This is a genomic window from Aureimonas sp. Leaf427, from assembly GCF_001425485.1.
Lineage (GTDB): Bacteria > Pseudomonadota > Alphaproteobacteria > Rhizobiales > Rhizobiaceae > Plantimonas.
In genome coordinates, this window is the sequence record NZ_LMQW01000052.1 from 255,752 (window position 1) to 282,458 (window position 26,707).

A 26,707-nucleotide genomic window follows, 5' to 3' on the forward strand; every position below is an offset into this window, starting at 1 on the left:
GACCGTGGCGCAGAAGAAGGCCGGCGAGGTCGAGGCCTTCCTCTCGCGGCCCGACACGAGCTTTCCCGTCGTGCTCCTCTACGGGCCCGATGCCGGGCTCGTCGCCGAGCGCGCGGCGCGGATCGCGGAGCTGTCCGGCGTCGATGCCGGCGACCCCTTTTCGGCCATCACGCTCCAGGCGGACGAGGTGGAGAAGGATGTGGGCCGCCTCTTCGACGAGGCGCGGACCGTCTCGCTCTTCGGCGGTCGGCGCTTCGTGCGGGTGCGCGGGGCGGGCTCGGGCTCGGGCAAGGGGCTGGCCGAGGCGATCGCGGTGCTCGGCGCCGATCCGCCGCGCGATGCGACGATCGTCGTCGAAGGCGGCGACATGAAGAAGGGCGCCGCCCTGCGCCTCGCCGCCGAGAAGGCGCGGGCCGCGATGGCCCTGCCCTGCTATCCCGACGAGGCGCGGGCTCTCGACGGCATGATCGACGCGGAGCTGAAGATCGCCGTGCTCACCATTTCGCGCGAGGCGCGCGATGCGCTGCGCGAGCGGCTCGGCGCCGATCGCCTGGCCTCGCGCGGCGAGGTCCAGAAGCTCTGCCTCTATTGCCACGGCAAGGGCGCGATCGAGATCGCGGACATCGAGGCGATCGTCGGCGACGTCTCCGTCGACACGGTGGAGGAGACGATCGACGCGGCCGCCACTGGCGAGGTGAAGAAGCTGCCCGAGCTGATCGAGCGCCTGACGGCGGCGGGCACGCAGGGCTTCCTCCTGCAGCAGGGCCTGCTCCGCCATTTCCAGGCGCTTCAGCTGATGCGCCAGTCGGTGGAGAAGGGCGGGCAGAGCATCCCCCGCGTCGTCGAAAGCCGGCATCCGCACTTCCGTCGCAAGGCCGCGCTGGAGACGGCCCTCGGCCTCTGGCCCCTCGCCGAGATCGCCGGCGTTCTCGGCCGGATCGAAGCGGAGATCCTCGCCAGCCGCAAGGAGGCCGCCCTCTCCCAGACCATGGTCCAGGCGACGCTGCTCGGCGTCGCGGTGGAGGCGGCAAGGCTCAGGTCGCGGCGGTAGGGTCTACTCCGCGAAGAATCCCGCCGCATCAGGGCTCGCGAAGAGAATATGGAGGTCGCGCTTCGGCGTGTAGTTCCTGGCCTCGAATTCGAAGCGTGTCGGACCGGTCTTGCGGATACCGTCCTGGCAGAGGCTGACGACATTGCCCGGCGCCCCCTTGTCGATCACCAGCCGAAAGCGGCCGATCGGGCCGGACCAGTTGTTGGCCGTCGTCAGGATGTAGGAAACGGTGCGAAGATAGGCGAGGCCGCCGAGCGGGTCGCCTTTCAGCGGCGAATTGCCGACGGGATCTCCGTCCAAGGCGTCCTTTCCCGCCTTGCGAAGCACGGCCTCCATGGCTTTCCGAGTGCCGAGGTCGATGCAGTGAAGCGTGGTGAAGCCGGGCTCCGCGAAGGACGACTTGGTGAGGAAGGACGAGCCGGCCACAGGCTTGTAGGCATGCCGGATCGTCACCGGCTCTCCAGCCGGGAAGAGCTGGTCGAAGTGGAAGCGCACCTCGTAGCGCCAGAGCGCTTCGCCGAGATCGCGTTCGGTGAGTAGCCCCTCGGCCTCCAGTCTCGCATGGACCTTCGGCGAGAGGTTGGCGATCGCGGCGCCGAGCCGGGAGACGACCGGGTTCAGCGGCAGGCCGTTCTCCTCCAGAAGCGCCGTAACGTCACGCGTGCCGAGAAAGGCGTGTTCGTCGATCTCGGGCTCGATGCTCCTGCCGTTCGCCTCCACGGTGAAACCGACAAAGTTCTGCGCCTCCGGTTCGGCCAGGTCGATCGGCTCCATGGAGACGCCGTAGCCCTCGATCGGAGGGAGCGGGAAGGCGACGGTCAGCGTCTCGTCCGTCTTGGTCGTGTTGCGGAAGACGTAGGTGATGTCGATCGCGGTCGGCGAGATCACGAGGTCTTCGCTTTCCATCGTCACGGAATGGCTTTTCGTCAGAACGAGCCCGCCGGCGGCTTTCTCTGCGGCGGAATCGTTGGCGCTTGCCGGCAGGGATGCGGCGGCGAGGGCGAGGATCGCCAGAAGAGCCGAGGCGGGGCGGATGGGCGGCATGGGCAGCAGGCTCCCGCGGCCTCGCGCCGCCTGCGCCATGTTCCAGAAGTTGCGACGCTAGGGAAGAGGCGCTTCCTGCGGCTCGAGGGGGAGGCTTGCCGGCGCCGGCGTCGCCAGAAGCGCGAGGAGCCCGACGGCGAAGAAGGCAACGAGGACGGACATGCCGATGCGCGCGGCGCTTTCTGCGTCCGTGAAGGGCAGGGCGGCTGCGGTAAGAGCGGAGACGGAGAGGGTGGCGACGAAGGACGTCGCCCGGCCGGTCAGCGCGTAGAAGCCGAAGAAGCGGCCGGCCTCCTCCGGTGCGATGCTCCGCGCCAGCCAGGAGCGGGAGGAGGCCTGGACCGGGCCGAAGGCGAGGCCGATCAGGCTGCCCCAGAGGAGATAGGCCTTTTCCGCCGGCGTGGCGAAGAGCCCGGCCGCCTCGCCCGCCGGGACCAGGCCGGTCGTAAAGGGAGTGGCCGGAAGAGGGACGAGGCCGAACAGCGTCGAGCCCGTGCTCGTCGAGACGATGCCGAGCGTGGCGACGAGCAGGATCGCGATGGAGGTGGCGACGACGGGTTTGGGGCCGAGCCGCTGGTCGAGGCGGCCCGCGACGAGGCAGCCGACGATGGCCGCGACGTTGAGCAGGATGCCGAAGAGGCCGCTCTCGGTGATCGTCCAGCCGAAGAGCACGGCCGCGAAGGTGCCGCCGAGGATCAGCAGCGCGTTGACGCCGTCCTGGTAGATCATGCGCGCGACGAGGAAGCGGAAGAGCGCGGGCCGTCGGCGCGCCTCGCGGCCTGTCGCCAGGAGGTCGGCCATGGCGCCGCGCACCGCCGGCCCCAGCGCCGAGCGCGTGGCGCGGTCGGGCGTGAGGAGCATCATCGGCAGGAGCAGCAGGAGATACCAGAGCGCGGCCAGCGGCGCCGTCGCCCGAGCGCCCTCGCCGCTCGCGGGATCGAGCCCGAAGAGCGGCGCGATTCCGATGATCGTCCGGCCGGTCGCCGCGTCGGCGGCGAGGAAGGCGAGGGTCGCCATGAGAAAGACCATGCCGCCCGCATAGCCGAGGCCCCAAGCGACGTTGGACACGCGCCCGATCTCGGCGGGCGCGACGAGGCTCGGCAGCATCGCGTCGTTGAAGACGATGGAGAACTCCGCCGAGGCCTGCGCGATGACGACGAGCGCCAGGACCGGCAGGAGCGGGGCGCCGGGGGCGGCGAACCAGAGCAGGCAGAGCGCGCCGATCTTGAGGGCCGCAAAGCCCGCGATCCACGGCTTTCGCGGCCCGACGCGATCGGCGATGGCGCCGAGCACGGGCGAGAGCATGGCGATGAGAAGGCCCGCGACCGTCGCCGCGAGGCCCCAGGCGGCCTGACCCGCCGCCGGGTTCTCCGCGACGCTCGCCACGACATAGGGGCCGAAGACGAAGGTGATGACGACAGTGAAGAAGGGCTGCGCGGCGATGTCGAAGCCGATCCAGCCCCGGACGGCGCCGCGCCGGAGCGGGCCGCGACGATCGCGCTCGATGTCTGCCATGTCCGATCGTCTCCCGCCTCCGCGCTTGGGAACGCCCGGCGCGACTCGATGGTTTCGGAGGCGCTCATAGCGCGGCGTCTGCGCCGGCGTATCGTGGCGCGCGCATGAAATTTCCGCGGGACGGGGCGGGGGCCATTTCGCGCCCGGCGCCGCGTGCTAGTCTGATCGTCCAATCGACGCCAGCAGGGAGAAACGTCATGGCCAAGGGTCAGATGCGCAGCAACAAGGAAACCCGCAAGCCGAAGGCGGACAAGACGAAGGTCGCAGCGCCCGCTACCGTCGCCGGCAAGTTCGCGACGCCGCAGAAGGAAGTGCCGACGGTTTCGAAGAAGAAGTGAGCGGGCGGGGGGGAGGGGGCCGGCGTTGGCGTGAGGCGCCCCCTCTGCCTGCCTGCCGGCATCTCCCCCTCAAGGGGGAGGTCAAGCTCGTCGCCGACGTCTCAGAACGATCTCCGCTTCGCAACCGCTGATCTCCCCCCCTTGAGGGGGAGATGTCCGGCAGGACAGAGGGGGCGCCTCGTGCTTTCCGTGACGAGCGGACACGTTTCTGGCGACCCCGATCGCGGGCCGTTTTCCATCCACCAACGACATGTCAGCTTCGTGCCCTAGAATCAGCCTCGGCGCGATTCGCATCGGGCTGGAACGGTCCGCCGCGCGGTCGATGCCGGGCGGTGGGGCCGAGGGGAGAGCAGGACATGACCAAGGTTGATCTTCTGGCGGCCGTGACGGCGCGGATCGAGGCGCACCGGTTCGAGGCGCCGCTCGCCCATCTTCTCCTCGCCCGCCCGCCCGCCGAGGATCTCGCCGCCTTCGCGCCGGAGGCGCTCGCCATCGCCGCCGAGCGCGCGGGCGCCGCGCTCCTCGACCACCGGCCGGGCGCGCCGACCGTCCGGGTCGAGCAGCCGGATGGATTCGGAGCCGGAACGGAGCCGCTCTGGCTGGTCACGATCGTTCACGACGACATGCCTTTCCTCTTCGATTCCGTCATGGCGGAGATCACGGAGCGGGCGCTGTCGATCCGCTACATTTCCCATCCGATCCTCGACACGGTGCGCGGCTCCGATGGCCGCGTGACGAGCTTTTCGGCCGCCGCGCCCTCGATGGCGCCGGAGGGCAACCGGGTCAGCCTGATCCAGCTCGCCATCGAGTTCGCCGGGGGCGCGGACGGGGCGGCGCTTCTCGTGGAGAACCTGACGCGCGTGCTTGGGCAGGTGCGCATGGCCGTCACCGATTTCGCCGCCATGCGCGGGCGGGTCGAGCAGGCGGTCGCCGATCTGGAACGCCGGGCGCAGGGGCAGAGCGAGCCGGCCGCGCGCGAGATGGTGGCGGAATCCGCAAGGCTTCTCGCCTGGCTTCTCGACGACAACTTCATCTTTCTCGGGGCGCGCGAGTTCGACTATGTCGGCGGCGAGAACGAGGAGGTCCTGAAGCGGCGCGAGGAGCCCGCTCTCGGCATCCTGAACGATCCGAGCGTGCGCGTCCTGTCCCGCGAGGGCGAGGCCGTGACGGTGACGCCGGAGATCCGCGCCTTCCTGCAGGCGCCGAACCCGCTGATCGTGACCAAGGCCAATTCCCGCTCGCTGGTTCATCGGCGGGTCTACATGGATTACATCGGCGTCAAGCGATACGACGCCTCCGGCGCCTTCGCGGGCGAGTTGCGCATCGTCGGCCTCTTCACCTCCACCGCCTACACGCGCTCGATCCTGACCATTCCCTATCTGCGGCTGAAGGCCGAGACGGTGATCGCGCGCTTCGGCCTCCAGCCCGGCTCGCATTCGGCCAAGGCGCTGCTCAACACGCTGGAATCCTATCCGCGCGACGATCTCTTCCAGCTCGACACCGACCGTCTCGAGCGCTTCGCCGGGGCGATCCTGGAGCTCGGCGAGCGGCCGCGCGTGCGCGTGCTGGTGCGCCCCGATCGCTTCGATCGATTCGTCTCCGTTCTGATCTACGTGCCGCGCGAGCGCTACGATTCGCGGCTGCGCGAGCGGATCGGCGAGCTTCTGGCCAAGAGCTTCGCCGGCCATGTCTCGGCTTACTATCCGGCGCTGCCGGAGGGGCCGCTCGCTCGCGTCCACTTCATCATCGGCCGGCGCGGCGGCGCGACGCCGGAGGTCGATCCGGCCGAGCTCGAAGCGCGCATCGCGGACATGGCGAAGACCTGGGGCGACGCCTTCGACAAGGCGCTGGCCGAGGCCGGCCGGCCGGGCGAGCTGTCGCGCACCGCCGCGCGCCTGCCGAACGGCTATCGCGAGGCCTTCTCGCCGGTCGAGGCCGTGGGCGACGTCGAGGCGGTGGCGGGTCTTTCCCCGGAGACGCCGCTCTCCATCGACTTCTACCGCCGGGCGGAGGACTGGGACGAGCTTCTGCGCCTGAAGCTTTTCCATCTCGGCAGCGCCGTGGCGCTTTCGACGCGCGTGCCGGTGCTGGAGGCGATGGGCTTTGCCGTCGTTTCCGAGCGCACCTTCGAGATCCGCCGGCCGGACGGCGAGAGCGTCCATCTCCACGACATGGAACTGCGCCGCCAGCGGGGCGGGCCGATCGCGCTGGAAGACCGGGGCGCCGCGCTGGAGGCGACCTACGAGGCGGTCTCGGCCGGCCGGATCGAGAGCGACGGGTTCAACGCGCTGGTGCTGGAGGCGGGCCTCTCCTTCCGCGAGGCGAACGTGCTGCGCGCCTATGCCCGCTATCTCCGGCAGGCGGGCATTCCCTATGGCCAGGACCTCCTTGCCTCCGTGCTCGTGCGCCAGCCGGCGATCGCCACGCTGCTCTTCCGCCTCTTCGACGCCGCCTTCGACCCCGCGCGGCGGGACGTCACCGATCGGCTGGACGAGGCGCCCGCCCACCTCGACGGGACCGAGGACCGCCAGACGCGGCTTGCCGCCGAGCGGGGCGGGCTCGCGGTTCTGGCCGAGATCCGGCAGGCGCTGGAGGGGGTCGAGAGCCTCGACGAGGACCGCATCCTCAACCGCTTCGTCGGCGTGATCCTCGCGACGCTGCGCACCAATTTCTACGCCGTCGACGGCATCTCGGCGGCGCCGGGCTCGGAGCCCGGCCGGGTCGAGCCGGCGCTCGCCTTCAAGCTGGATTCCTCGGCCGTCGAGGGTCTGCCGGCGCCCGTGCCCTTCCGCGAGATCTTCGTCTTCGACGCGCGCGTCGAGGGCGTCCATCTGCGCTTCGGGCGCGTGGCGCGCGGCGGTCTTCGCTGGTCGGACCGGGCGCAGGACTACCGGACGGAGGTGCTGGGCCTGGTCAAGGCGCAGCAGGTGAAGAACGCCGTCATCGTGCCGGTCGGGGCCAAGGGCGGGTTCTATCCCAAGCGCCTGCCCGAGACGGGCGACCGGCAGGCGGTCTTCGAGGCTGGGCGCTCCGCCTATGTCGTCTTCATCGCCTCGCTTCTCTCCGTCACCGACAACATCGTCGGCGCCGATATCCTGACGCCCGAGAACGTCGTGCGCTTCGACGCCGAGGACCCTTATTTCGTCGTCGCGGCCGACAAGGGCACGGCGACCTTCTCCGACACGGCCAACGCCATCGCGCAGTCGGAGGATTTCTGGCTCGACGACGCCTTCGCCTCCGGCGGCTCGGTCGGCTACGACCACAAGGCCATGGGCATCACAGCGCGGGGCGCCTGGGAGGCGGTGAAGCGGCACTTCCGCGAGACCGACCGGGACGGGCGCCCCTTCGACATCCAGGCCATGCCCTTCACGGCGGTCGGCTGCGGCGACATGTCGGGCGACGTCTTCGGCAACGGGATGCTGCTCTCGAGGGAGACGCGGCTTCTGGCCGCCTTCGACCATCGCGACATCTTCATCGATCCCGCGCCCGATGCGGCCGCCTCCTTCGCCGAGCGGCGGCGCCTCTTCGACACGCCGCGCTCCTCCTGGGCCGACTATGACAGGGCGCTGATCTGCAAGGGCGGCGGCGTCTTCTCCCGGCGGGAGAAGGAGATCCGCCTCTCCGAGGAGGCGGCGGCGGCGATCGGCTGGGACCGGCGCTCGGGCACGCCGACGGAGGTCATCACCGCCATCCTGAAGGCGCCGGTGGACCTTCTCTTCTTCGGCGGCATCGGCACCTACATCCGCGCCTCCGCCGAGACCAATGCCGAGGTCGGCGACCGCGCCAACGACGCGCTTCGCGTGACCGGGCGCGAGGTGCGGGCCAAGGTCGTGGGCGAGGGCGCCAATCTCGGCGCGACGCAGCGCGGCCGCATCGAGTTCGCCCGCCACGGCGGCCGGATCAACACCGATGCGATCGACAATTCGGCCGGCGTCAACACGTCCGACGTCGAGGTGAACATCAAGATCGCGCTGAAGAGCGCCATGGCGGACGGACGCCTGACACGCGAGGCGCGCAACACGCTGCTGGCCTCGATGACCGACGAGGTGGCCGAGCTCGTGCTCGCCAACAATTACGAGCAGACGCTGGCGCTCTCGCTGGAGCAGCGCAAAGGCGCCAAGGCCCTGCCGCTCCAGGCGCGGTTCATGACAGTGTTGGAGGAGGGCGGGCTGCTCAACCGTGAGGTCGAGACGCTGCCGGGCGAGGCCGCGCTGGCGGACCTGCGCGCCTCCGGCAAGGGCCTGACGCGGCCGGAACTGGCGGTGCTTCTCGCCTATTCGAAGATCGTGCTCTTCGACCAGCTGATCGCGAGCGGCCTGCCCGACGATCCCTATCTGGAGCAGCGTCTCCACGCCTATTTCCCCGGCCCGATGCGTCGCGACTTCACCTGCGACATCGACGGCCATCGCCTGCGCCGGGAGATCGTCGCCACCATCGTCGCCAATCTCGCGGTCAACCGGATCGGCCCGACCTTCGTCACCGCGCTCCGCGACGCGGCAGGCGCTTCGGCGGCTGATGTCGTGGCCGGCTTCCTCGCCGCCCATGACGGGTTCGGCGCGGCCGGGCTCTACGCGCGGATCGACGCGCTGGACGGGATCGTCTCCGGCGAGGCGCAGAACGATCTCTACGAGGCGCTCGGCCTCTTCCTCCAGGCGACGACGCGCTGGTTCGTGCGCAGCGGGCGGGCGGCGGAGGGGCGCGGCTCGATCGTGACGTCGGTCAAGGCCGGCGTGGAGTCGCTGAAGCCGCGCCTGCTCGACCTTTCCACCGAGCGCGCCCGCAACGAGGCGGAGGACCGCCGCCGTCGGTTCGTGGAGGCCGGCACGCCCGAAGACCTCGCCGCCGATATCGCGCTCCTGCCCCTCCTGGCGCTCGTGCCAGACATCGCATCCGTTTCACGTGAAACATCGCGGCCTCTGGACGAGACGATCGCCAGCTATTTCGACATCACGCGGCTCTTCGAGATCGGGCGCCTGGAATCGGCGCTCTATCGCCTGGAACCGACGGACTACTACGAGATGCTCGCGCTCGACCGCGCGGCCGGCCAGATCGGCAATGCCCGCCGCACGCTGACCGGACAGGCGCTGAAGGAGGCGCCCGCCGACGGCCAATCGCCTGTCGCGGCCTGGGCGGAGCGCAAGCGGGACGTCGTGGAGCGCATCGGCCGTCAGATCACCCAGCTCGCCGGCTCCGGCGAGACCTCGGTCGCACGACTGACGGTGGCGGCGGGACTGCTAGCGGATTTGTCGGCCTGAGCGGGGCGGGGACCGGCGGGAGAACGATGAGAAGAACCGGGGCCTGAGCGGCGCGAGTTCTTGGTCTGGCGCCTGCCCGTCGAACTTTCGCGGGAGGCACCCCCCTCTGACCTGCCGGCCATCTCCCCCGCAAGGAGGGAGATCGGCAGCTCCGCCGGTCGATCGAAACCACAGCCGCATGCGACGAGCCTGATCTCTCCCCTTGCGGGGGAGATGCCGGCAGGCAGAGGGGGGTGCATCGCACTGACTTTCCGACGCCCTTGTTCTTCAACCTGAACGCTTGCTCGTCTTGGTTCTTCTCCCCTACGGGGAGAAGGTGGCGGCAGCCGGATGAGGGGGCGCCGGAGGCGGCGCTATATTCTGTCGGGGATGGCATGCCCCTCATCGACCTGCCGGTCACTTCTCCCCGCAGGGGAGAAGAACCAGGTTCTGAGGCGTTGGCGCTTGGTCCGAAGAGCTTGCCGGGCCGACCTTGTGGGAGGCACTCCCTCTGTCCTCCCGAGCCATTGTCGAGGGGACCGCTGCTTCTTCAGCCCAAACGGTTGCTCGTCTTGGTTCTTCTCCCCTACGGGGAGAAGGTGGCGGCAGCCGGATGAGGGGAAGCGCCAGAGGCGCTGTATCCTGTCGGGGTTGGCATGCCCCTCATCGACCTGCCGGTCACTTCTCCCCGCAGGGGAGAAGAATCAGGTTCTGAGGGATTTGCACTTGGTCCAAAAGCTTTGCCAGCAGACTTTGAGGGAGGCTCCCTCATCTGTCTGCGGGCATCTCTCTCACAACGGCGGAGATCAAGCCATCCGCTGACGCACGTTGCGCGACACCTATCCTCGAAACCATCAGATCTCCACGATGCGGTCGGGGAGTTCGTTGCGGTTGCCGGGGTGGCCGGGGAAGTGTTGGGCGAGGAGGGTGCCGGAGAGGGTGGCGGCGGAGGCGAAGCCTTCGGCGAGGCGGTTGGTGGCGGCTGCCTCCGTCAGGCGGTCGACGATCTCGTCCCAGGCCTCTTGCGGAACGCGGGCGGCGATGCCGCTGTCGGCGACGACCTCCGCGTGATGCTCGGCTTCGGAGACGAAGAGGAGGATGCCGGTCCGCTCCGCGGTGGCATGGACGTTGTGCGACAGGAACTGCGCCAGCGCCATGCGCTTGGCGTGCCGAAGCTGGACGCTGCGCGGCACGAGGAGAAGCCGCGCGGTCGGAACGGCGAGGAGCAGACCGACGAGGGCGAGGGCGCCGAGCGCCTGCGCCGCCTCCAGAGCCAGCGATGGAACCGCGATGCCGGCCGCTGCGAGAATGGCCGAGCTGACCAAGCCTGCCGCCAGCGAGAAGGCGAGGGCGGCGGCGACCGAAGGGCCGAGATAGGTGTCGCTGGCGCGGGCGAAGACGGCGAAGATCTCGCCCGTCGTCTGCGATTCCGCCGATCGAATCGCCTCCGAAATCGTTTCGTGGTCCTCGGCGGTGAGGGTCAGACGCTTCACCATGATCCCGACGAGCCTCCGCCACCGAAGGAGCCGCCGCCTCCCGAAAACCCGCCGCCGCCGGAAAAGCCCCCGCCGGACGAGCCGCCGCCCCAGGACGAGCCGCTGCCGATCGCGATGCCGCCGGCGCGCCCGACGCGCGAGGTCCAGTCGCGGCCGAGCCAGCGCCATGTGTTGCGCCCGACCTTCCGGCCGAAGGTGCGGGCCAGCACCGACAGCATGCCCATGCCCATCAGGAAGACCCAGACCAGAAAGAAGACGCCGACCGCGAGCGCGATCCCGGTGTCCTCGCCCGACCATTGCTCGTTGGTCCTGGCGCGCGCCTCCAGCTCCTCCGCGTCGCCGGACAGGACCGCGATCATGTCGTCGACGCCCTTCACGATCCCGCCCGCATAGTCGCCGCTCTTGAAGCGCGGCACGATGTCGGTCTCGATGATCGTGCGCGCCGCCGCGTCCGTCAGCGTGCCCTCCAGCCCGTAGCCGACCTCGATCCGAACCTTCCGGTCCCCCGAGGAGACGAGCAGAATGGCGCCGTTGTTCTTGCCCTCCTGCCCGATCCCCCAGGCCCGCCCCAGCGCGACCCCGAACTCCTCGATCGCATAGCCCTGAAGATCGGAAACCGTCGCCACCACGATCTGATCCGACGCCTTCGCCTCGAACGCCGCCAGCGTCTGCGTCAGCCGCGCCTCCGTCGCCTGATCGAGCAACCCCGCCTGATCCACCACACGCCCGGTCAGCGCCGGCAGCTCCTGCGCGGCTGCGGGCAGGGTGAGGAGGAGAAGGAGTGCCAGGAGCGGGGCTGCCGCCCCGAACCCCGCCCGAGAACGAATTCCCGGACCCTTCTTTCTTTTTGGATCATCCAGGGGGCCCCGGCCCCCTGGATGATCCAACACGAGAATGGGTTCCAAGGGACTGCGTCCCTTGGCAAGGGGTGCGGGGGACGGCGTCCCCTGCTCTCGGCGCGCCACCTCTCCCGCCCTCAGTTGAACGTGACGGTGGGCGGCTTGGCGGCGGCTTCGTCGGCGCTGAAGGGCTGGAGGGGTTTGGCGTCGCGGTAGAAGATGGCGGCCCACCAGGAGCCGGGCACGGTGCGCAGCTCGGTGTTGTAGACGCGGACGGCCTCGATGTAGTCGCGGCGCGCGACGGCGATGCGGTTTTCGGTGCCTTCGAGCTGGCTTTGCAGGGCGAGGAAGTTGGCGTTGGATTTCAGGTCCGGATAGGCCTCGGCGGTGGCGAGGAGCCGGCCGAGGGCGCCTGAGAGCTGGCCTTGCGCCTCCTGGAAGCGCTTGATGGCCTCGGGATCGGTGAGCTGGCCGGCGTCGATCGTGACGGAGGTCGCCTTGGCGCGGGCTTCGACGACGGCGGTGAGAACCTCTTTCTCCTGCGCGGCGAAGCCTTTCACGGTTTCCACGAGATTGGGAATGAGGTCGGCGCGGCGCTGATACTGGTTCTGGACCTGGGCCCAGGCGGCCTTGGCCTGCTCGTCGTAGGTCGGCACGTTGTTGATGCCGCAGGCGGAGAGAAGCGGGAGAAGAAGCGCGAGGACGAGGAGCGTCAGCGCCTCCGCGGGGCGCCGGGCGGAGCGATGGGCGGGCAGGGCATGGGTCATGTCGAGGCTCCGAGAGGGGCAGCGCCGCAGAGCGGGGTTCCGCCGAGAGACCCCGCTCGAACCGGATCGCGGCGGGCCATCTTCTATAGCGCGGCGGGTTGCGGCGTGACAGGGGCGGGCGCGCCCGCGGGCAAGCGGGCGCTGCGGCCCGGAGCGGCGGGCTTTCCCTTGCCCTTTGCGGGTATTTCGGTCAGGCTTGCCGCCATGATATCGAAGTCCGACAGGCAGGGTCCTTCGCGGCCGCACGAGGAGGCAGGGGTGGCCGAATCGCGCGCCATCCTGAAGCGTATCCGCCAGGAGACGGAGCCGCAGGTGGGCGCCGGCATGGCGGGCATGATGGGCGGGGTCGCCAAGCATTTCGCGGCCCGCGACGCTGATCCGGCCGATCCGATCGAGGTTCTGGGCACGCGGATCGGACGTCTTCTCGGGCTTGTGGGCTTCGTGACCCTCGCCTTCGTCCTGGCTTCCAACCTCTTCTACGACTGAGCGCCATGTCGATGACGAACCCGTCCGACCGCCGGGACAAGCCTGCGGTGATCTCGGTCTCCAGCCATGTCGCGCGCGGCACGGTGGGCAACCGGGCCGTCGTGTTCGCGCTGGAATCGCTCGGCTTTCCCGTCTGGAGCGTGCCGACGATCACGCTGCCCTGGCATCCCGGCCACGGGCCGGCGACGCGCATCGTGGCGCCGGCCGAGGATTTCACGGCGCTGATGGAGGATCTGGCGACGGCGCCGTGGCTGTCGGAGGTCGGGGCGATCGTGACCGGCTATTTCGGCGCGCCACATCAAGTGGAGCCGGCGGCGCGGCTGGTCGAGGCGGTGAAGGCGGCGAACCCGCAGGCGATCTATCTCTGCGATCCCGTGACGGGCGACGGCGGGCGGCTCTACCAGCCCGAGCCGACGCTGGCGGGCATCCGCGACCGGCTGATGCCGCTCGCCGACATCGCGACGCCGAACCGCTTCGAGCTGGAATTCCTGACGGGGCTGGAATTCCACGAGAACGCCCATCTCATCGACGCGGCGCAGGCGCTGGGGCCGCCGACCGTGGTCGTGACCTCGGCCTTTCCGCTGCTGCGCGGCGGCATCGGCAATCTCCTCGTGGACGGAACGCACGCGTTGCTCGCCGAGCACCGGCAGATCGAGCGTGCGCCGCACGGGCTGGGCGATCTGACCTCGGCCGTGTTTCTGGCGCGCATCCTTTCCGGCGCGACGCCCGAGAAGGCGCTTCAGACGACGACGGCGGCGGTCTACGAGATTCTGGCGCGCACGACCAAGCGCGGGGCGGACGAGCTGACGCTGGAGACGGACGCGGAGAGCCTGAAACACCCGATGGCCATGGTGCAGATGCGCCGGCTCGGACTTCCCAACGGCAATCGACGAGCTTGAGGGCGCCGGGCGTGAGGGCGCCGGCGTGAGCGGGTCGGGCGAGCCGGAACCGTTCGCTGCCGGCGTCGACGGGTGCCGCGCCGGCTGGATCGCGGTCATCCGGCGCCGGCCCGAGGAGGCGCCGGAGGCGCGGGTCTTTCCGCGCTTCGACTTCCTCCTGGATGCGCTGGGGCCGGGGGTCGTGGTGGCGGTGGATATGCCGATCGGCCTGCCCGAGCGGATCGAGGGGCCGGGGCGCGCGGCGGAGAAGGCGGTGCGCCCGCTCCTCTCGGCGCGGCAGTCGAGCGTCTTCTCCATTCCGGCGCGTGCGGCGGTCGAGGCGGGGGCGGGGCCCTTCCGCTCCGAGCTGCATCGGCGCGAGATGCATGTCGCGGCCTGCCGGCTCGCCGAGCGCCTGTCGCATCCGCCGCGCGGCGTCTCGATCCAGGGCTTCGGCCTCTTCCCGAGAATCATGGAGATCGACCGGCTCCTTGGCGCGGACCCGTCGCTGGCCGAACGAGTGATCGAGAGTCACCCGGAATTCGCCTTCCATCAGCTGAACGACGGGGCGGCGATGACGCTGCCGAAGAAGATCAAGGGGCAGGTGAACCCGGCCGGGATGGAGGAGCGGCGGCGCCTGCTCGTGGCGCGGGGCCTGCCGCGCGCCTTCCTCTATTCGGCGCCTCCGGCGGGCGCCGCGGCCGACGACGTTCTCGATGCGAGCGCCATGCTGCTCGTCGCCGAGCGCCACCGCAGGGGCGAGGCCCGGCCCCATCCCGAGCCTCTCGAGCACGATGCGCGGGGACTGCCGATCGCCATCTGGTTCTGACCGGCCTCCAACCGGGAGCGGGGAGAAGGCGCTCGATTGTCGCAGACGCTGCGATGCGGTAGAACGGGTTTCATGGATATTCTGCCTCCTTCGCTTCTCGACGGCCACAAGGCCTTCATGTCCGGCCGCTATCGGACGGAGGAGCGGCGTTATCGGGAACTGGCGGAGTCGGGCCAGGTGCCCAAGACGCTCGTCATCGCCTGCTGCGACTCGCGCGCCGCGCCCGAGACGATCTTCGACGCCGCGCCGGGCGAGCTCTTCGTCATCCGAAACGTCGCCAATCTCGTGCCGCCCTACGAGCCTGACGGCGAGTATCACTCGACCTCCGCCGCGCTCGAATTCGCGGTCCAGGCGCTGAAGGTGGAGCACATCGTCGTGCTCGGCCACGGGCGCTGCGGCGGCATCAAGGCCGCGCTCTCGCCGGGCATGGAGCCGCTTTCGCCGGGCGATTTCATCGGGAAGTGGATGAGCATGGTCGAGGCACCCGCCCGCATGGTCATGGCGAACGAGCTGATGACGGTGGGCGAGCGGCAGACGGCGCTCGAGCGCATCTCGATCCGCTTCTCCCTGGCCAATCTGCGCACCTTTCCCTGCGTCTCCATCCTGGAGGGCAAGGGCCGGCTGACGCTGCACGGGGCCTGGTTCGACATCTCGACCGGCGAGCTCTGGGCCATGGACCCGCAGACCGGCGATTTCGAACGGCCCGTGGCGGAGATGGCGCTCGACGCGGAGTGAGAGGCCCGCGGGCCGGATGATCCGGCCCTCTGTTCCGGCGCCGGCCGGGCTCGGCACCATCCGGTTGCGAGGATTTTCGCGAAGGTGAGGTCGGCCGACCTAGCCTGCCGGGCGCAACCCCGGTCGGGGCCGTGTTATTTCGGCACGCAATCGGCCTTTCCTCGCGCAATCGTGCCACTTCCGGCTTGCGAACCCGGCGGAACCTCCGCTTTAACAGTGCGTGAACACATGCCCGCTTTTTCCGTGCGGCGTTCCGTTTTGGGACGATGCGCGACGGAGCGGGTGTCGATGGGGCACGAGTCGCCTTCGAAACGATATCGCCGAGCGCCCGACCGGGCGAGGCGGCGAAGGATCGGCGGCGATGGCGCGGAAATCCGGACCCCAAGGGCCGGAACCGCCGAAGAGGAAGTCTGGCAATGAGGCGGATGATGAAGACGGGCGCTCTGCTCGCCCTGGCGCTGACGGCGGCAGGTTGCGTGAGCGCCCAGCCGACGCGGATGGTGCAGGTTCAGCCCGAACCGCTCCGCCCCGCCCCGACCGGTCAGGTCTCCTCCAGCCAGCTTCCGCCGCCGCCCGCGCCGCCGCCGCCGGTCTCGGCCCCGGTCGCTCCGCCCGTCGATCAGGCGGCCGCCCCCGGCACGACGACGGCTCCGGTCCAGACGGCTTCGGCCGCGCCGGTCTCGCGCGACGGTCTCGTCGGCGCCTGGAAGGTCTCCTCCGGCGGCGGCAACTGCCAGATCTTCATGGCGCTGACCAAGTGGACCGGCGGCTATCGCGCGGCCTCGCGCGGCTGCCCCGGCCAGGTCGCGGACGTCTCGGCCTGGGACGTCTCGGGCAGCCAGGTCGTCCTCAAGGATTCCAGCGGCGGGACCGTCGCCAACCTCTCCAATTCGGGCGGCACGCGTTACGACGGCACGACGTCCGGCGGGCAGGCGATCAGCCTCTACCGCTAAAGGCCGCTTGGCCTTCGATGCCGCAGGGGCCGGTCGCGATGATCGCGCGCCGTGCCTTGTTGCAGTCCGCGACCGGGTGATCCGAGCTTCGGGCTGGATTTCGTCGAAGCGGTGGTGCATCCTCATCGAGACGGCGGGGTGCTAAGGCATCCAGCCGTCGAATGCGTGGGGACTCCGGCGCAGAGGCGCGGGGCCTCTTCGTGACAGGCCGGGGCGTCTTCGATGCCCTCGTGACGAGATGTTCGCAAGCGGCACGGGGCGGGAAACGGTTCCTTGGGGGCTTCTCGTCTATGCCGGGTGCGGGGAGCGTGGTCGCTCCGCTGACGGAGCCATGCCATGCCGACCTCTTCGCGAACCGCCGACGGCTCGCCGCGCCCGGGGCCCGTGCGTGCCGCGCTCGACCGGCTCGTCGCCTCCCGCGAGATCGAGCCGGACGGCGCGCAGCGGCGGCTCGCCGACCGGCTGGACCAGTTGGACAAGGACCTGTCGGCCTCCACGCTCGCCGCCAAGTCGAGTGCGCTCGGCTGGCTCTTCGGGCGGGCCAAGGCGGCCGAGCCCGTGCGCGGCGTCTATATCCATGGCGATGTCGGGCGCGGCAAGACCATGATCATGGACATGTTCTTCCGCTCCGCGACGGTGAACCCCAAGCGCCGCGTGCATTTCCACGCCTTCATGGCTGAGGTCCACGAGCGGATCGGCGCGCATCGCGAGGCGGTGAAGGCCGGGACGGCGAAGGGCGACGATCCGATGCCCCCCGTCGGCGCGGCGATCGCGGCGGAGGCGCGGCTTCTCTGCTTCGACGAATTCGCCGTGACCGACGTCGCGGACGCGATGATCCTGTCGCGGCTCTTCAAGGTGCTCTTCGCGGAGGGCGTCGTCCTCGTCGCGACCTCCAACGTCGCGCCGGACGACCTCTACCGCAACGGCCTGAACCGGCCGCTCTTCCTGCCCTTCGTGGAAGACCTGAAGTGCCATGCCGATATCATGCGCCTCGACGCCGCGGCGGACTACCGGATGGCGACGCTCGGCTCCGACGATCTCTACGTGACGCCGCTCGCCGAGGATGCGGGCGCGCGCATGGACGCGATCTGGGCGCGGCTTCTCGACGGGCAGAGGGATGCGCCGGCCTCGCTCTCGGTGAAGGGCCACACGATCGCCGTGCCGCGCGCCGGCAATGGGGCGGCCCGCTTCGCCTTTTCCGACCTCATGCTGAAGCCGGTCGGCGCGCAGGACTTCCTCGCCATCGCCAAGCGCTTCCACACGGTCGTGCTCGACGGCGTGCCGGTCATGGGCGATGCCGAGCGCAACGAGGCCAAGCGCTTCATCACGCTGGTCGATACGCTCTACGATGTCGGGCGGCGGATCGTCCTGTCGGCCGAGACGCCGGCCGAGGCGCTCTATGTCGGGCGGCAGGGGGCGGAGGCCTTCGAGTTCGCCCGCACGATCTCGCGCCTCAACGAGATGCGGACCGAGGAATATCTCGCCGCCCATGTCGCGACCCCCTGACGGGTCTTGGGTCACGCCACCCGCGAAGGACGAGGCGATCCTGGAGCGGACCGGGCGACGTTCGTCGGTTGACGTCGCGTCCGCCGGACTCCACGGCGTGGCGACGGTGTTCGGTTCTTGCGTTGGCAGGCCGGATCGGGCGCGATCGTTCCGAATCAGGCTCGCTCGGCAGCGGTTTCGTTCGACTGAAACGGCGATGGGCGGCGAAAACCGTCATGTCATCGAAAGGCGACATGAAATTTTCGCTGCAGGGCGGGAGAGCGATTGCACCTTGATCCGCTTGGCGAATCACTTTGACGTTTACGTCAATGCCGAGTGCTCTAACCGGTTGAATTCGCTATGCAGCGGCTTGGCCGGTTGAATTTTTAACGCTTGGGGCCTAAGCCCGCGGGCAGCATTGCCGGGCCGGGTGGCGCCGCGCGCCCGTCCCGGACGGTTGCAACGCACATATCGGACGGCGATCGATCGACGGCGTGGCCGCGTTCGGGGCAGATCCCCACCCGCGTCGGCGCGATGACGGCAGCTTAAGACCTCCCGCAAAGGACGACCAGGACAGATGGCCCGTAACAAGATCGCACTCATCGGCTCCGGCATGATCGGCGGCACGCTCGCCCACCTCGCGAGCCTCAAGGAACTCGGCGACATCGTCCTCTTCGACATTTCGGAAGGCACGCCCCAGGGCAAGGCGCTCGACATCTCGCAGTCCGGCCCGGTCGAGGGCTTCGACGCCAAGCTTTCCGGCGCCAACGACTATTCCGCCATCGAGGGCGCCGACGTGTGCATCGTCACCGCCGGCGTGCCGCGCAAGCCCGGCATGAGCCGCGACGATCTTCTGGGCATCAACCTGAAGGTCATGGAGCAGGTCGGCGCCGGCCTCAAGAAGTATGCGCCGAACGCCTTCGTCATCTGCATCACCAACCCGCTGGACGCGATGGTCTGGGCGCTGCAGAAGTTCTCCGGCCTGCCGAAGAACAAGGTCGTCGGCATGGCCGGCGTCCTGGATTCGGGCCGCTTCCGCACCTTCCTCGCCGACGAGTTCAAGGTCTCGGTCGAGGACGTCACCGCCTTCGTGCTCGGCGGCCACGGCGACACGATGGTTCCGCTGACGCGCTATTCGACGGTCGCCGGCGTGCCTCTGACCGATCTCGTGAAGATGGGCTGGATCTCGGCCGAGCGCCTGGAAGAGATCGTCCAGCGCACCCGCGACGGCGGCGCCGAGATCGTCGGCCTGCTCAAGACCGGCTCGGCCTATTACGCGCCGGCCGCCTCCGCCATCCTGATGGCCGAGAGCTACCTCAAGGACAAGAAGCGCGTCCTGCCCTGCGCCGCCGCCCTCAAGGGCGAGTACGGCCAGAAGGACATGTATGTGGGCGTGCCCTGCGTCATCGGCGCGGACGGCGTCGAGCGCGTGATCGAGATCGAGCTCATCGGCGACGAGAAGGCCCAGTTCGAGAAATCGGTCGCCTCCGTGCGCGGGCTCATGGAAGCCTGCGAGGGCATCGCGCCGAACCTGAAGTCGTGAAACGGGCCGGGCGGAGACGCCCGGCTCTTTCGCATTTTCGATGCCGCGCGCTTCCGGCGCCGCTCCCCAACCTGCCGAGAGATTTCATGAACATTCACGAGTATCAGGCCAAGGACGTCCTCAAGAGCTTCGGCGCACCGGTCGCGGCCGGCGTTCCGATCACCTCCGCCGACGAGGCCGAGGCCGCGGCGCGCCAGCTGCCGGGCCCGCTCTACGTCGTGAAGAGCCAGATCCATGCCGGCGGACGCGGCAAGGGCAAGTTCAAGGAGCTCGGCCCGGACGCCAAGGGCGGCGTGCGGCTGGCGAAATCGGTCGAGGAAGCGGTCGCCCACGCCCGCGAGATGCTCGGCAACACGCTCGTCACCAAGCAGACGGGCGAGGCCGGCAAGCAGGTGAACCGCCTCTACATCGAGGACGGCGCCGACATCGACCGCGAGCTCTATCTCTCGATCCTCGTCGACCGCGCGGTCGGCCGCATCGCCTTCGTCGTCTCCACCGAGGGCGGCATGGACATCGAGACGGTCGCCCACGACACGCCCGAGAAGATCATCAACGTGCCGATCGACCCGGCGACGGGCGTCACGGACGAGGACGGCGCCAAGCTCTGCGACGCGCTCGGCCTCACCGACAAGGCGCGCGAGGACGGGCTCCTGCTCTTCCCGATCCTCTACCAGGCCTTCACCGAGAAGGACATGGCGCTCCTCGAGATCAACCCCTTGATCGTGATGAAGGACGGCCGCCTGCGCGTGCTCGACGCCAAGGTCTCCTTCGACGGCAACGCGCTCTATCGCCACGACGACATCAAGGCGCTGCGCGACGAAAGCGAGGAGGACGCCAAGGAGATCGAGGCCTCCAAGTTCGACCTCGCCTATGTCGCGCTCGACGGCGACATCGGCTGCATGGTCAACGGCGCGGGCCTCGCCATGGCGACGATGGACATCATCAAGCTCTACGGCAAGGAGCCCGCGAACTTCCTCGACGTCGGCGGCGGCGCCAACAAGGAGAAGGTCACCGCGGCCTTCAAGATCATCACCGCCGATCCGAACGTGAAGGGCATTCTCGTCAACATCTTCGGCGGCATCATGAAGTGCGACGTCATCGCCGAAGGCGTCGTCGCCGCGGTGAAGGATGTCGGCCTCAAGGTCCCGCTGGTGGTTCGCCTGGAGGGCACGAACGTCGATCTCGGCAAGAAGATCCTGAACGAGAGCGGCCTCGCCATCACGGCGGCGGACGACCTCGACGACGCCGCACAGAAGATCGTGGCGGCGGTCGGCTGATCTTGTCACCCAACACAGGATCACACATATTTCGGCTGTGTGATCCTGTGGAGATTCTCCGATGAAGAACGTCACTCTCGCCATCGACGATGCGCTTCTCGACCAGGCACGCGGCTTGGCCGAGCGCCGAGGCACGTCGTTGAACGCGATGATCCGAAGCCTTCTCCTCCACGAGGTGGATCGGGAAGCTCAGATCGCGTTGGCGCGTGCTGGGATGAGGGAACTCATGGAGAATTCGACGCTCGAGTTCGAGCCGGGGACCAATATCAAGGAACTGAGCCGCCGCTATGTCTCCGACGACGAGCTTCATGGACACGAACATCCTGGTGCTGGCGGCCGAGTCCAAACCAGATGACCTTCGAAAATCCCGTATCGCGCGCGAACTCGTTCTGTCGGAAACCTTCGGCGTCTCGGCGCAGAGCATTGCCGAATTCGTCAATTGCGCAACGCGGGCTAAGGTCAGGCTGCGGACGGAGGAGGTCGATCGATGGATCGATTTCCTCTCGACCATGCCCTTCACGGCTCTCGACGCCGACATCGTGCGGAGGGGCTACTGGCTCTGCCGCCGCTACCGGATTCAGTATTACGACGCCGCTCTCCTTGCTGCCGCCGAGCGTCTCGGCGCTCCCGTCTTCTATTCGGCAGACCTCAACCACGGTCAGATCTACGGCGCCGTCCGCGTCGTGAACCCCTTTCTCTAAGTCCTTCGACTTCAAGGAATTCCATGTCCATTCTCGTCGACAAGAACACCAAGGTCATCGTGCAGGGCCTGACCGGCAAGACCGGCACGTTCCACACCGAGCAGGCGCTGGCCTATCACGGCACGCAGATGGTCGGCGGAACGCACCCGAAGAAGGGCGGCGAGACCTGGGAAGGCTCCAAGGGCGAAAAGCTCCCGATCTTCGCTTCCGTGGCCGAGGCCAAGGAGCGGACCGGGGCCGACGCCTCCGTCATCTACGTGCCGCCGGCCGGCGCGGCCGCCGCGATCCTGGAGGCCATCGAGGCCGAGATCGGGCTGATCGTCTGCATCACCGAGGGCATTCCGGTGATGGACATGGTGAAGGTCAAGGAGCGGCTCGACCGGTCCTCCTCGCGCCTGATCGGACCGAACTGCCCGGGCGTTCTGACGCCCGACCAGTGCAAGATCGGCATCATGCCCGGCAACATCTTCCGGAAAGGTTCGGTCGGCATCGTGTCGCGCTCGGGAACACTGACCTACGAGGCGGTGTTCCAGACGACGAACGAGGGCCTCGGCCAGACGACGGCGGTCGGCATCGGCGGAGATCCGGTGAAGGGCACCGAGTTCATCGACATGCTGGAAATGTTCCTCGCCGACGACGAGACGACGTCGATCATCATGATCGGCGAGATCGGCGGCTCGGCCGAGGAAGAGGCCGCGCAGTTCATCGCCGACGAGGCCAAGCGCGGCCGCAAGAAGCCGATGGCCGGCTTCATCGCGGGCCGCACGGCCCCCGCCGGCCGCACGATGGGCCATGCGGGCGCCGTCGTCTCCGGCGGCAAGGGCGGCGCCGAGGACAAGATCGCGGCGATGGAGGCGGCGGGCATCCGCGTCTCGCCCTCGCCCGCGCGCCTCGGCAAGACGCTGGTCGACGTCCTGAAGGGCTGATCGTCCTTCGGCGCGGCGAGGGGGCTTTCGCCGCGCCGACCGGCAAAAGGCCGGATTTCGGGGCGAGGGGATGTGATGGCGGGTTCCGTGTTCCGGATCTCGCAGAGTGAACGGCTTCCGGGTCGGGACGAGGACGTCCCGCCGGATGTCAGCGATGAACCTCAAGGAGACGGCGCCCCATCCGGCGCCCCGCAACGCACATGGCACGTGACCCGGCGAACGACATCTTTGCTGAGACCTCTTTCCTCTATGGCGGCAATGCCGACTATATCGAGGGTCTCTATGCAGCCTACGAGAAGGACGAGACCTCCGTCGCGGCCGAATGGGCCGACTTCTTCCGCGAGCTGAAGGAGGAGAAGGCGACCGTTCTCAAGAACGCCGCGGGCGCCTCCTGGGCCAAGCCCGGCTGGCCCGTCCAGGCGAACGGCGAGCTGGTCTCGGCGCTCGACGGCGACTGGGGCACGATCCAGGCGAAGGTCGAGACCAAGGTCAAGGAGAAGGCGCAGGCCGCCGGAGCCGAGGTCAGCGCGTCCGGCGTGACGCAGGCGACGCAGGATTCGGTCCGCGCGCTCATGCTGATCCGCGCCTATCGCGTGCGCGGCCATCTCCACGCCAAGCTCGATCCGCTCGGCATCGCCGCCCAGCCCGACAACGACTACAACGAGCTTTCCCCGAAGTCCTACGGCTTCACCGAGGCCGACTACGACCGCAAGATCTACATCGACAACGTTCTCGGCATGGAGTTCGCAACGCTCCGCCAAATGGTCGACATCCTGCAGCGGACCTATTGCTCGACGCTCGGCATCGAGTTCATGCACATCTCGAACCCGGCCGAGAAGGCCTGGATCCAGTCGCGCATCGAGGGCGCCGACAAGGGCGTGGCCTTCACGCCCGAGGGCAAGCGCGCCATCCTCAACAAGCTGATCGAGGCCGAGGGCTTCGAGAAGTTCATCGACGTCAAGTACAAGGGCACCAAGCGCTTCGGCCTCGACGGCGGCGAGGCGCTGATCCCCGCGCTCGAGCAGATCATCAAGCGCGGCGGCCAGCTCGGCATGAAGGAGATCGTGTTCGGCATGGCCCATCGCGGCCGGCTGAACGTGCTCGCCCAGGTCATGGGCAAGCCACATCGCGCGATCTTCCACGAGTTCAAGGGCGGCTCCTACAAGCCCGAGGACGTCGAGGGCTCCGGCGACGTGAAGTACCATCTCGGCGCCTCGTCCGACCGCGAGTTCGACCAGAACAAGGTCCACCTCTCGCTGACCGCCAACCCCTCGCACCTGGAGATCGTCAACCCGGTCGTCATGGGCAAGGCGCGCGCCAAGCAGGACGCGCTGCTCGGGCGCACGCGCACCGAGGTCGTGCCGGCCGAGGTTCGCGCCAAGGTCCTGCCGCTGCTGATCCACGGCGACGCGGCCTTCGCGGGCCAGGGCGTCGTGGCCGAGTGCTTCGGCCTGTCCGGCCTTCGCGGTCACCGCGTCGGCGGCACCGTGCACTTCATCATCAACAACCAGATCGGCTTCACGACCAATCCGCGCCTGTCGCGCTCCTCGCCCTATCCGTCCGACGTCGCCAAGATGGTGGAGGCGCCGATCTTCCACGTGAACGGCGACGATCCGGAGGCCGTGACCTACGCGGCCAAGATCGCGGCCGAGTTCCGCATGACGTTCCACAAGCCCGTCGTGGTCGACATGTTCTGCTATCGCCGCTACGGCCACAACGAGGGCGACGAGCCGGGCTTCACGCAGCCGATCATGTATCGCGCGATCCGCAAGCACCCGACGACGCTGGAGATCTATTCCAAGAAGCTCGTCGAGGAGGGCGTCATCAGCGAGGCCGACGTCGAGTCGCGCAAGGCCGAGTGGCGCAAGCATCTGGAGGACGAGCACGAGGCCGGCCAGCACTACAATCCCAACAAGGCCGACTGGCTGGACGGCGCCTGGTCCGGGCTTCGCCGCGCCGAGCAGGAGGACGAGCCGCGCCGCGGCGTGACCGGCGTTCCGCTGAAGACGCTGCGCGAGATCGGCGGCAAGCTGTCCAAGGTGCCCGACGGGTTCAAGGTCCACAAGACGATCCAGCGCTTCCTCGACAACCGCTCCAACGCGATCGAGACCGGCAACGACATCGACTGGGCGACCGCCGAGGCGCTGGCCTTCGGAACGCTGGTGACGGAGGGCTATCCCGTCCGCCTCTCCGGCCAGGATTCCGAGCGCGGCACCTTCTCGCAGCGCCATTCGGTGCTCTACGACCAGGAGGACGAGACGCGCTACGTGCCGCTGTCGAACCTGGCCAAGGGACAGGCGGTCTACGAGGTCATCAACTCGATGCTCTCGGAAGAGGCCGTGCTCGGCTACGAATACGGCTATTCGCTCGCCGAGCCGAACGCGCTGACGCTCTGGGAGGCGCAGTTCGGCGACTTCGTGAACGGCGCGCAGGTGGTCATCGACCAGTTCATCTCGTCGGGCGAGGCCAAGTGGCTGCGCATGTCGGGTCTGGTGATGCTCCTGCCGCACGGCTACGAGGGCCAGGGCCCCGAGCATTCCTCGGCGCGCCTGGAGCGTTTCCTGCAGGCCTGCGCGCAGGACAACATGCAGGTCGCCAACATCACGACGCCGGCGAACTACTTCCACGCCCTGCGCCGCCAGATGAAGCGCGACTTCCGCAAGCCGCTGATCCTGATGACGCCGAAGTCTCTGCTGCGCCACAAGCGGGCGGTCTCGGACCTGTCGGAGCTTTCGGGCGACACGTCCTTCCACCGTCTCCTCTGGGACGACGCGGAGATGAAGAAGGACGCCGGCATCAAGCTGGTGAAGGACGCCAAGATGCGGCGCGTCGTGCTGTGCACGGGCAAGGTCTATTACGACCTCTACGAGGAGCGCGAGAAGCGCGGCATCGACGACGTCTATCTCCTGCGCCTGGAGCAGCTCTACCCGGTGCCGCTGAAGGCGCTGATCGGGGAGCTGTCGCGCTTCAAGCACTGCGAGATCGTCTGGTGCCAGGAGGAGCCCAAGAACATGGGCGCCTGGAGCTTCATCGATTCCTATCTCCAGTGGGTGCTGGAGACGATCTCGGCCGAGAAGCGCCGCGTTCGCTATGCAGGCCGCGCCTCCTCCGCCTCGCCGGCCGCCGGCACCATGTCGAAGCACCTCTCGCAGCTCGCGGCCTTCCTCGAAGAAGCGCTCGGCTGACGGTCCGGGACGCGGGCGGACGAACCGCCCGCGTCCTCTCCTTTCGCGGTCGCGGCGATAGCCGCCTCCGCCCGTTCCACCCCCTTTTCGCGCCTGTCCCCCGCGGCGCCCGCCCCATCGAACCTTTCAGGAACACGACATCATGGCCACCGAGATCAAAGTCCCGACCCTGGGCGAGTCCGTCACCGAGGCGACCGTCGGCCAGTGGTTCAAGAAGATCGGCGACCGCGTCGAACAGGACGAGACGATCGCCGAACTCGAGACCGACAAGGTGACGGTCGAGGTTCCCGCGCCCGCGGCGGGTATTCTGGAGGAGATCTCGGTGAAGGACGGCGAGACCGTCGCCGTCGGCGGCATTCTCGGCTCGATCGGCGCCGGAGACGGCTCCGCGCCTGCGCCCAAGCCCGCCGCCGAGGCGCCTGCCGCGGCAGCGGCCGCTCCCGCCCAGACCGCCGACTACGGCGGCGGTGCCAAGGCCGATCCCGCGCCCGCCGAGGCCGGCTCGGCTTCGGGCGAGGCCAAGGGCACGTCCATGCCCGCCGCCCCCTCGGCCAGCAAGATCATGGCCGAGAACAACCTGAAGGAGGGCGACGTCGACGGCTCCGGCCGCCGCGGCCAGGTTCTGAAGGGCGACGTGCTCGCGGCGCTGGCGCGCGGCGTCACGGAGAAGGCGCCGGCGGCTCCCGCCGCGCCCCGCGCCGCCTCGCCGGCCGCCGACGGCCCGCGCGAGGAGCGGGTGAAGATGACGCGCCTGCGCCAGACCATCGCCCGGCGCCTGAAGGACGCGCAGGACACGGCGGCCATGCTCACCACCTTCAACGAGGTGGACATGACGGCGGTCATGCAGCTGCGCACCAAGTACAAGGATCTCTTCGAGAAGAAGCACAAGGTGAAGCTCGGCTTCATGGGCTTCTTCACGAAGGCGGTCGTCCATGCGCTGAAGGAGATCCCGGCCGTGAACGCCGAGATCGACGGCACCGACCTCATCTACAAGAACTACGCCCATATCGGCGTCGCGGTCGGCACGGACAAGGGCCTCGTCGTGCCGGTCGTGCGCGATGCCGACCAGATGGGCATCGCCGAGATCGAGAAGGAGATCGGGCGTCTCGGCCTGCTCGCCCGCGACGGCAAGCTCGGCGTCTCCGACATGCAGGGCGGCTCGTTCACGATCTCGAACGGCGGCGTCTACGGCTCGCTCATGTCGACGCCGATCCTGAACGCCCCGCAGTCGGGCATCCTCGGCATGCACAAGATCCAGGAGCGCCCGGTCGCCATCGGCGGCAAGGTCGAGATCCGGCCGATGATGTATCTGGCGCTCTCCTACGATCACCGCATCGTCGACGGCAAGGAGGCCGTGACCTTCCTCGTGCGCGTCAAGGATTCGCTGGAAGACCCGGAGCGTCTCGTCCTCGATCTGTAAGACGC

At 68.7% G+C, this 26,707-nt stretch carries 21 protein-coding genes; 16 read left to right on the forward strand and 5 right to left on the reverse strand.

Annotated elements, in window-relative coordinates:
• Positions 1 to 4 precede the first annotated feature (4 nt).
• Positions 5 to 1,051: a DNA polymerase III subunit delta gene (gene holA / locus ASG62_RS23815; protein WP_056692541.1), complete on the forward strand. Its 1,047-nt coding sequence runs from the start codon at positions 5 to 7 to the stop codon at positions 1,049 to 1,051.
• Between the two features lie 3 nt (positions 1,052 to 1,054).
• Here the strand turns inward: holA and ASG62_RS23820 are convergent, their stop codons facing one another.
• Positions 1,055 to 2,095, reverse strand: coding sequence for a DUF4424 family protein (locus ASG62_RS23820; protein WP_162246005.1), 1,041 nt, complete (start codon positions 2,093 to 2,095; stop codon positions 1,055 to 1,057).
• A gap of 57 nt (positions 2,096 to 2,152) precedes the next feature.
• Positions 2,153 to 3,610: an MFS transporter gene (locus ASG62_RS23825; protein WP_056692532.1), complete on the reverse strand. Its 1,458-nt coding sequence runs from the start codon at positions 3,608 to 3,610 to the stop codon at positions 2,153 to 2,155.
• A gap of 197 nt (positions 3,611 to 3,807) precedes the next feature.
• Between ASG62_RS23825 and ASG62_RS27340 the strand changes: the two genes are divergently transcribed.
• Together ASG62_RS27340 and ASG62_RS23830 are read left to right on the forward strand one after the other, a co-directional pair.
• Positions 3,808 to 3,948: a hypothetical protein gene (locus ASG62_RS27340; protein ID WP_164470474.1), complete on the forward strand. Its 141-nt coding sequence runs from the start codon at positions 3,808 to 3,810 to the stop codon at positions 3,946 to 3,948.
• A 356-nt stretch (positions 3,949 to 4,304) separates the two neighbouring features.
• Positions 4,305 to 9,203 carry an NAD-glutamate dehydrogenase gene (locus ASG62_RS23830; protein ID WP_056692530.1) on the forward strand — a complete coding sequence of 1,633 codons (4,899 nt, stop codon included), beginning with the start codon at positions 4,305 to 4,307 and terminating at the stop codon, positions 9,201 to 9,203.
• An 833-nt stretch (positions 9,204 to 10,036) separates the two neighbouring features.
• On the opposite strand, the gene ASG62_RS23835 is transcribed toward ASG62_RS23830, so the two are convergent.
• The 3 genes from ASG62_RS23835 to ASG62_RS23845 all read right to left on the reverse strand — a co-directional run bounded on the left by ASG62_RS23835 (position 10,037) and on the right by ASG62_RS23845 (position 12,284).
• Positions 10,037 to 10,678, reverse strand: coding sequence for a TPM domain-containing protein (locus ASG62_RS23835; RefSeq protein ID WP_056692526.1), 642 nt, complete (start codon positions 10,676 to 10,678; stop codon positions 10,037 to 10,039).
• A complete protein-coding gene (locus tag ASG62_RS23840) occupies positions 10,672 to 11,505 on the reverse strand; it encodes a TPM domain-containing protein (protein WP_056693143.1) in 834 nt (277 codons plus the stop codon). The genes ASG62_RS23835 and ASG62_RS23840 overlap by 7 nt, the downstream gene beginning before the upstream one ends.
• A gap of 149 nt (positions 11,506 to 11,654) precedes the next feature.
• Positions 11,655 to 12,284 carry a LemA family protein gene (locus tag ASG62_RS23845; RefSeq protein ID WP_056692523.1) on the reverse strand — a complete coding sequence of 210 codons (630 nt, stop codon included), beginning with the start codon at positions 12,282 to 12,284 and terminating at the stop codon, positions 11,655 to 11,657.
• Between the two features lie 258 nt (positions 12,285 to 12,542).
• Here ASG62_RS23845 and ASG62_RS23850 point away from each other — a divergent pair, with 258 nt between their 5' ends.
• The 13 genes from ASG62_RS23850 to odhB all read left to right on the forward strand — a co-directional run bounded on the left by ASG62_RS23850 (position 12,543) and on the right by odhB (position 26,702).
• Positions 12,543 to 12,770, forward strand: coding sequence for a hypothetical protein (locus ASG62_RS23850; RefSeq protein WP_244487522.1), 228 nt, complete (start codon positions 12,543 to 12,545; stop codon positions 12,768 to 12,770).
• A gap of 11 nt (positions 12,771 to 12,781) precedes the next feature.
• Positions 12,782 to 13,669: a pyridoxal kinase PdxY gene (gene pdxY, locus ASG62_RS23855; RefSeq protein ID WP_413814231.1), complete on the forward strand. Its 888-nt coding sequence runs from the start codon at positions 12,782 to 12,784 to the stop codon at positions 13,667 to 13,669.
• Between the two features lie 25 nt (positions 13,670 to 13,694).
• A complete protein-coding gene (locus ASG62_RS23860; RefSeq protein WP_056692517.1) occupies positions 13,695 to 14,477 on the forward strand; it encodes a DUF429 domain-containing protein in 783 nt (260 codons plus the stop codon).
• Between the two features lie 72 nt (positions 14,478 to 14,549).
• Positions 14,550 to 15,212: a carbonic anhydrase gene (locus ASG62_RS23865; RefSeq protein WP_056692514.1), complete on the forward strand. Its 663-nt coding sequence runs from the start codon at positions 14,550 to 14,552 to the stop codon at positions 15,210 to 15,212.
• Positions 15,213 to 15,628: 416 nt separating this feature from the next.
• Positions 15,629 to 16,165 (forward strand): protease inhibitor Inh/omp19 family protein, encoded by a 537-nt coding sequence (locus ASG62_RS23870; protein ID WP_056692510.1) that lies wholly within the window; start codon positions 15,629 to 15,631, stop codon positions 16,163 to 16,165.
• 336 nt (positions 16,166 to 16,501) lie between these two features.
• The gene (gene zapE, locus ASG62_RS23875; RefSeq protein WP_056692508.1) at positions 16,502 to 17,671 is read left to right on the forward strand and encodes a cell division protein ZapE; all 1,170 of its coding nucleotides are present in this window, start codon (positions 16,502 to 16,504) and stop codon (positions 17,669 to 17,671) included.
• Between the two features lie 556 nt (positions 17,672 to 18,227).
• The gene (gene mdh, locus ASG62_RS23880; protein WP_056692505.1) at positions 18,228 to 19,193 is read left to right on the forward strand and encodes a malate dehydrogenase; all 966 of its coding nucleotides are present in this window, start codon (positions 18,228 to 18,230) and stop codon (positions 19,191 to 19,193) included.
• A gap of 86 nt (positions 19,194 to 19,279) precedes the next feature.
• Complete coding sequence (gene sucC, locus ASG62_RS23885; RefSeq protein ID WP_056692502.1) at positions 19,280 to 20,470, forward strand: ADP-forming succinate--CoA ligase subunit beta; 1,191 nt, start codon at positions 19,280 to 19,282, stop codon at positions 20,468 to 20,470.
• Positions 20,471 to 20,531: 61 nt separating this feature from the next.
• Positions 20,532 to 20,825 carry a hypothetical protein gene (locus ASG62_RS26840; RefSeq protein WP_056692498.1) on the forward strand — a complete coding sequence of 98 codons (294 nt, stop codon included), beginning with the start codon at positions 20,532 to 20,534 and terminating at the stop codon, positions 20,823 to 20,825.
• Positions 20,779 to 21,171, forward strand: a complete 393-nt coding sequence (locus ASG62_RS23895; RefSeq protein WP_057180613.1) for a PIN domain-containing protein — start codon at positions 20,779 to 20,781, stop codon at positions 21,169 to 21,171. The genes ASG62_RS26840 and ASG62_RS23895 overlap by 47 nt, the downstream gene beginning before the upstream one ends.
• Positions 21,172 to 21,194: 23 nt before the next feature.
• Positions 21,195 to 22,097, forward strand: a complete 903-nt coding sequence (gene sucD / locus ASG62_RS23900) for a succinate--CoA ligase subunit alpha (RefSeq protein WP_056692491.1) — start codon at positions 21,195 to 21,197, stop codon at positions 22,095 to 22,097.
• 200 nt (positions 22,098 to 22,297) lie between these two features.
• Positions 22,298 to 25,282: a 2-oxoglutarate dehydrogenase E1 component gene (locus ASG62_RS23905; RefSeq protein WP_056692488.1), complete on the forward strand. Its 2,985-nt coding sequence runs from the start codon at positions 22,298 to 22,300 to the stop codon at positions 25,280 to 25,282.
• Between the two features lie 142 nt (positions 25,283 to 25,424).
• On the forward strand, positions 25,425 to 26,702 hold the full coding sequence (gene odhB / locus ASG62_RS23910) for a 2-oxoglutarate dehydrogenase complex dihydrolipoyllysine-residue succinyltransferase (RefSeq protein WP_056692485.1): 1,278 nt from the start codon (positions 25,425 to 25,427) through the stop codon (positions 26,700 to 26,702).
• Positions 26,703 to 26,707: the final 5 nt, after the last annotated feature.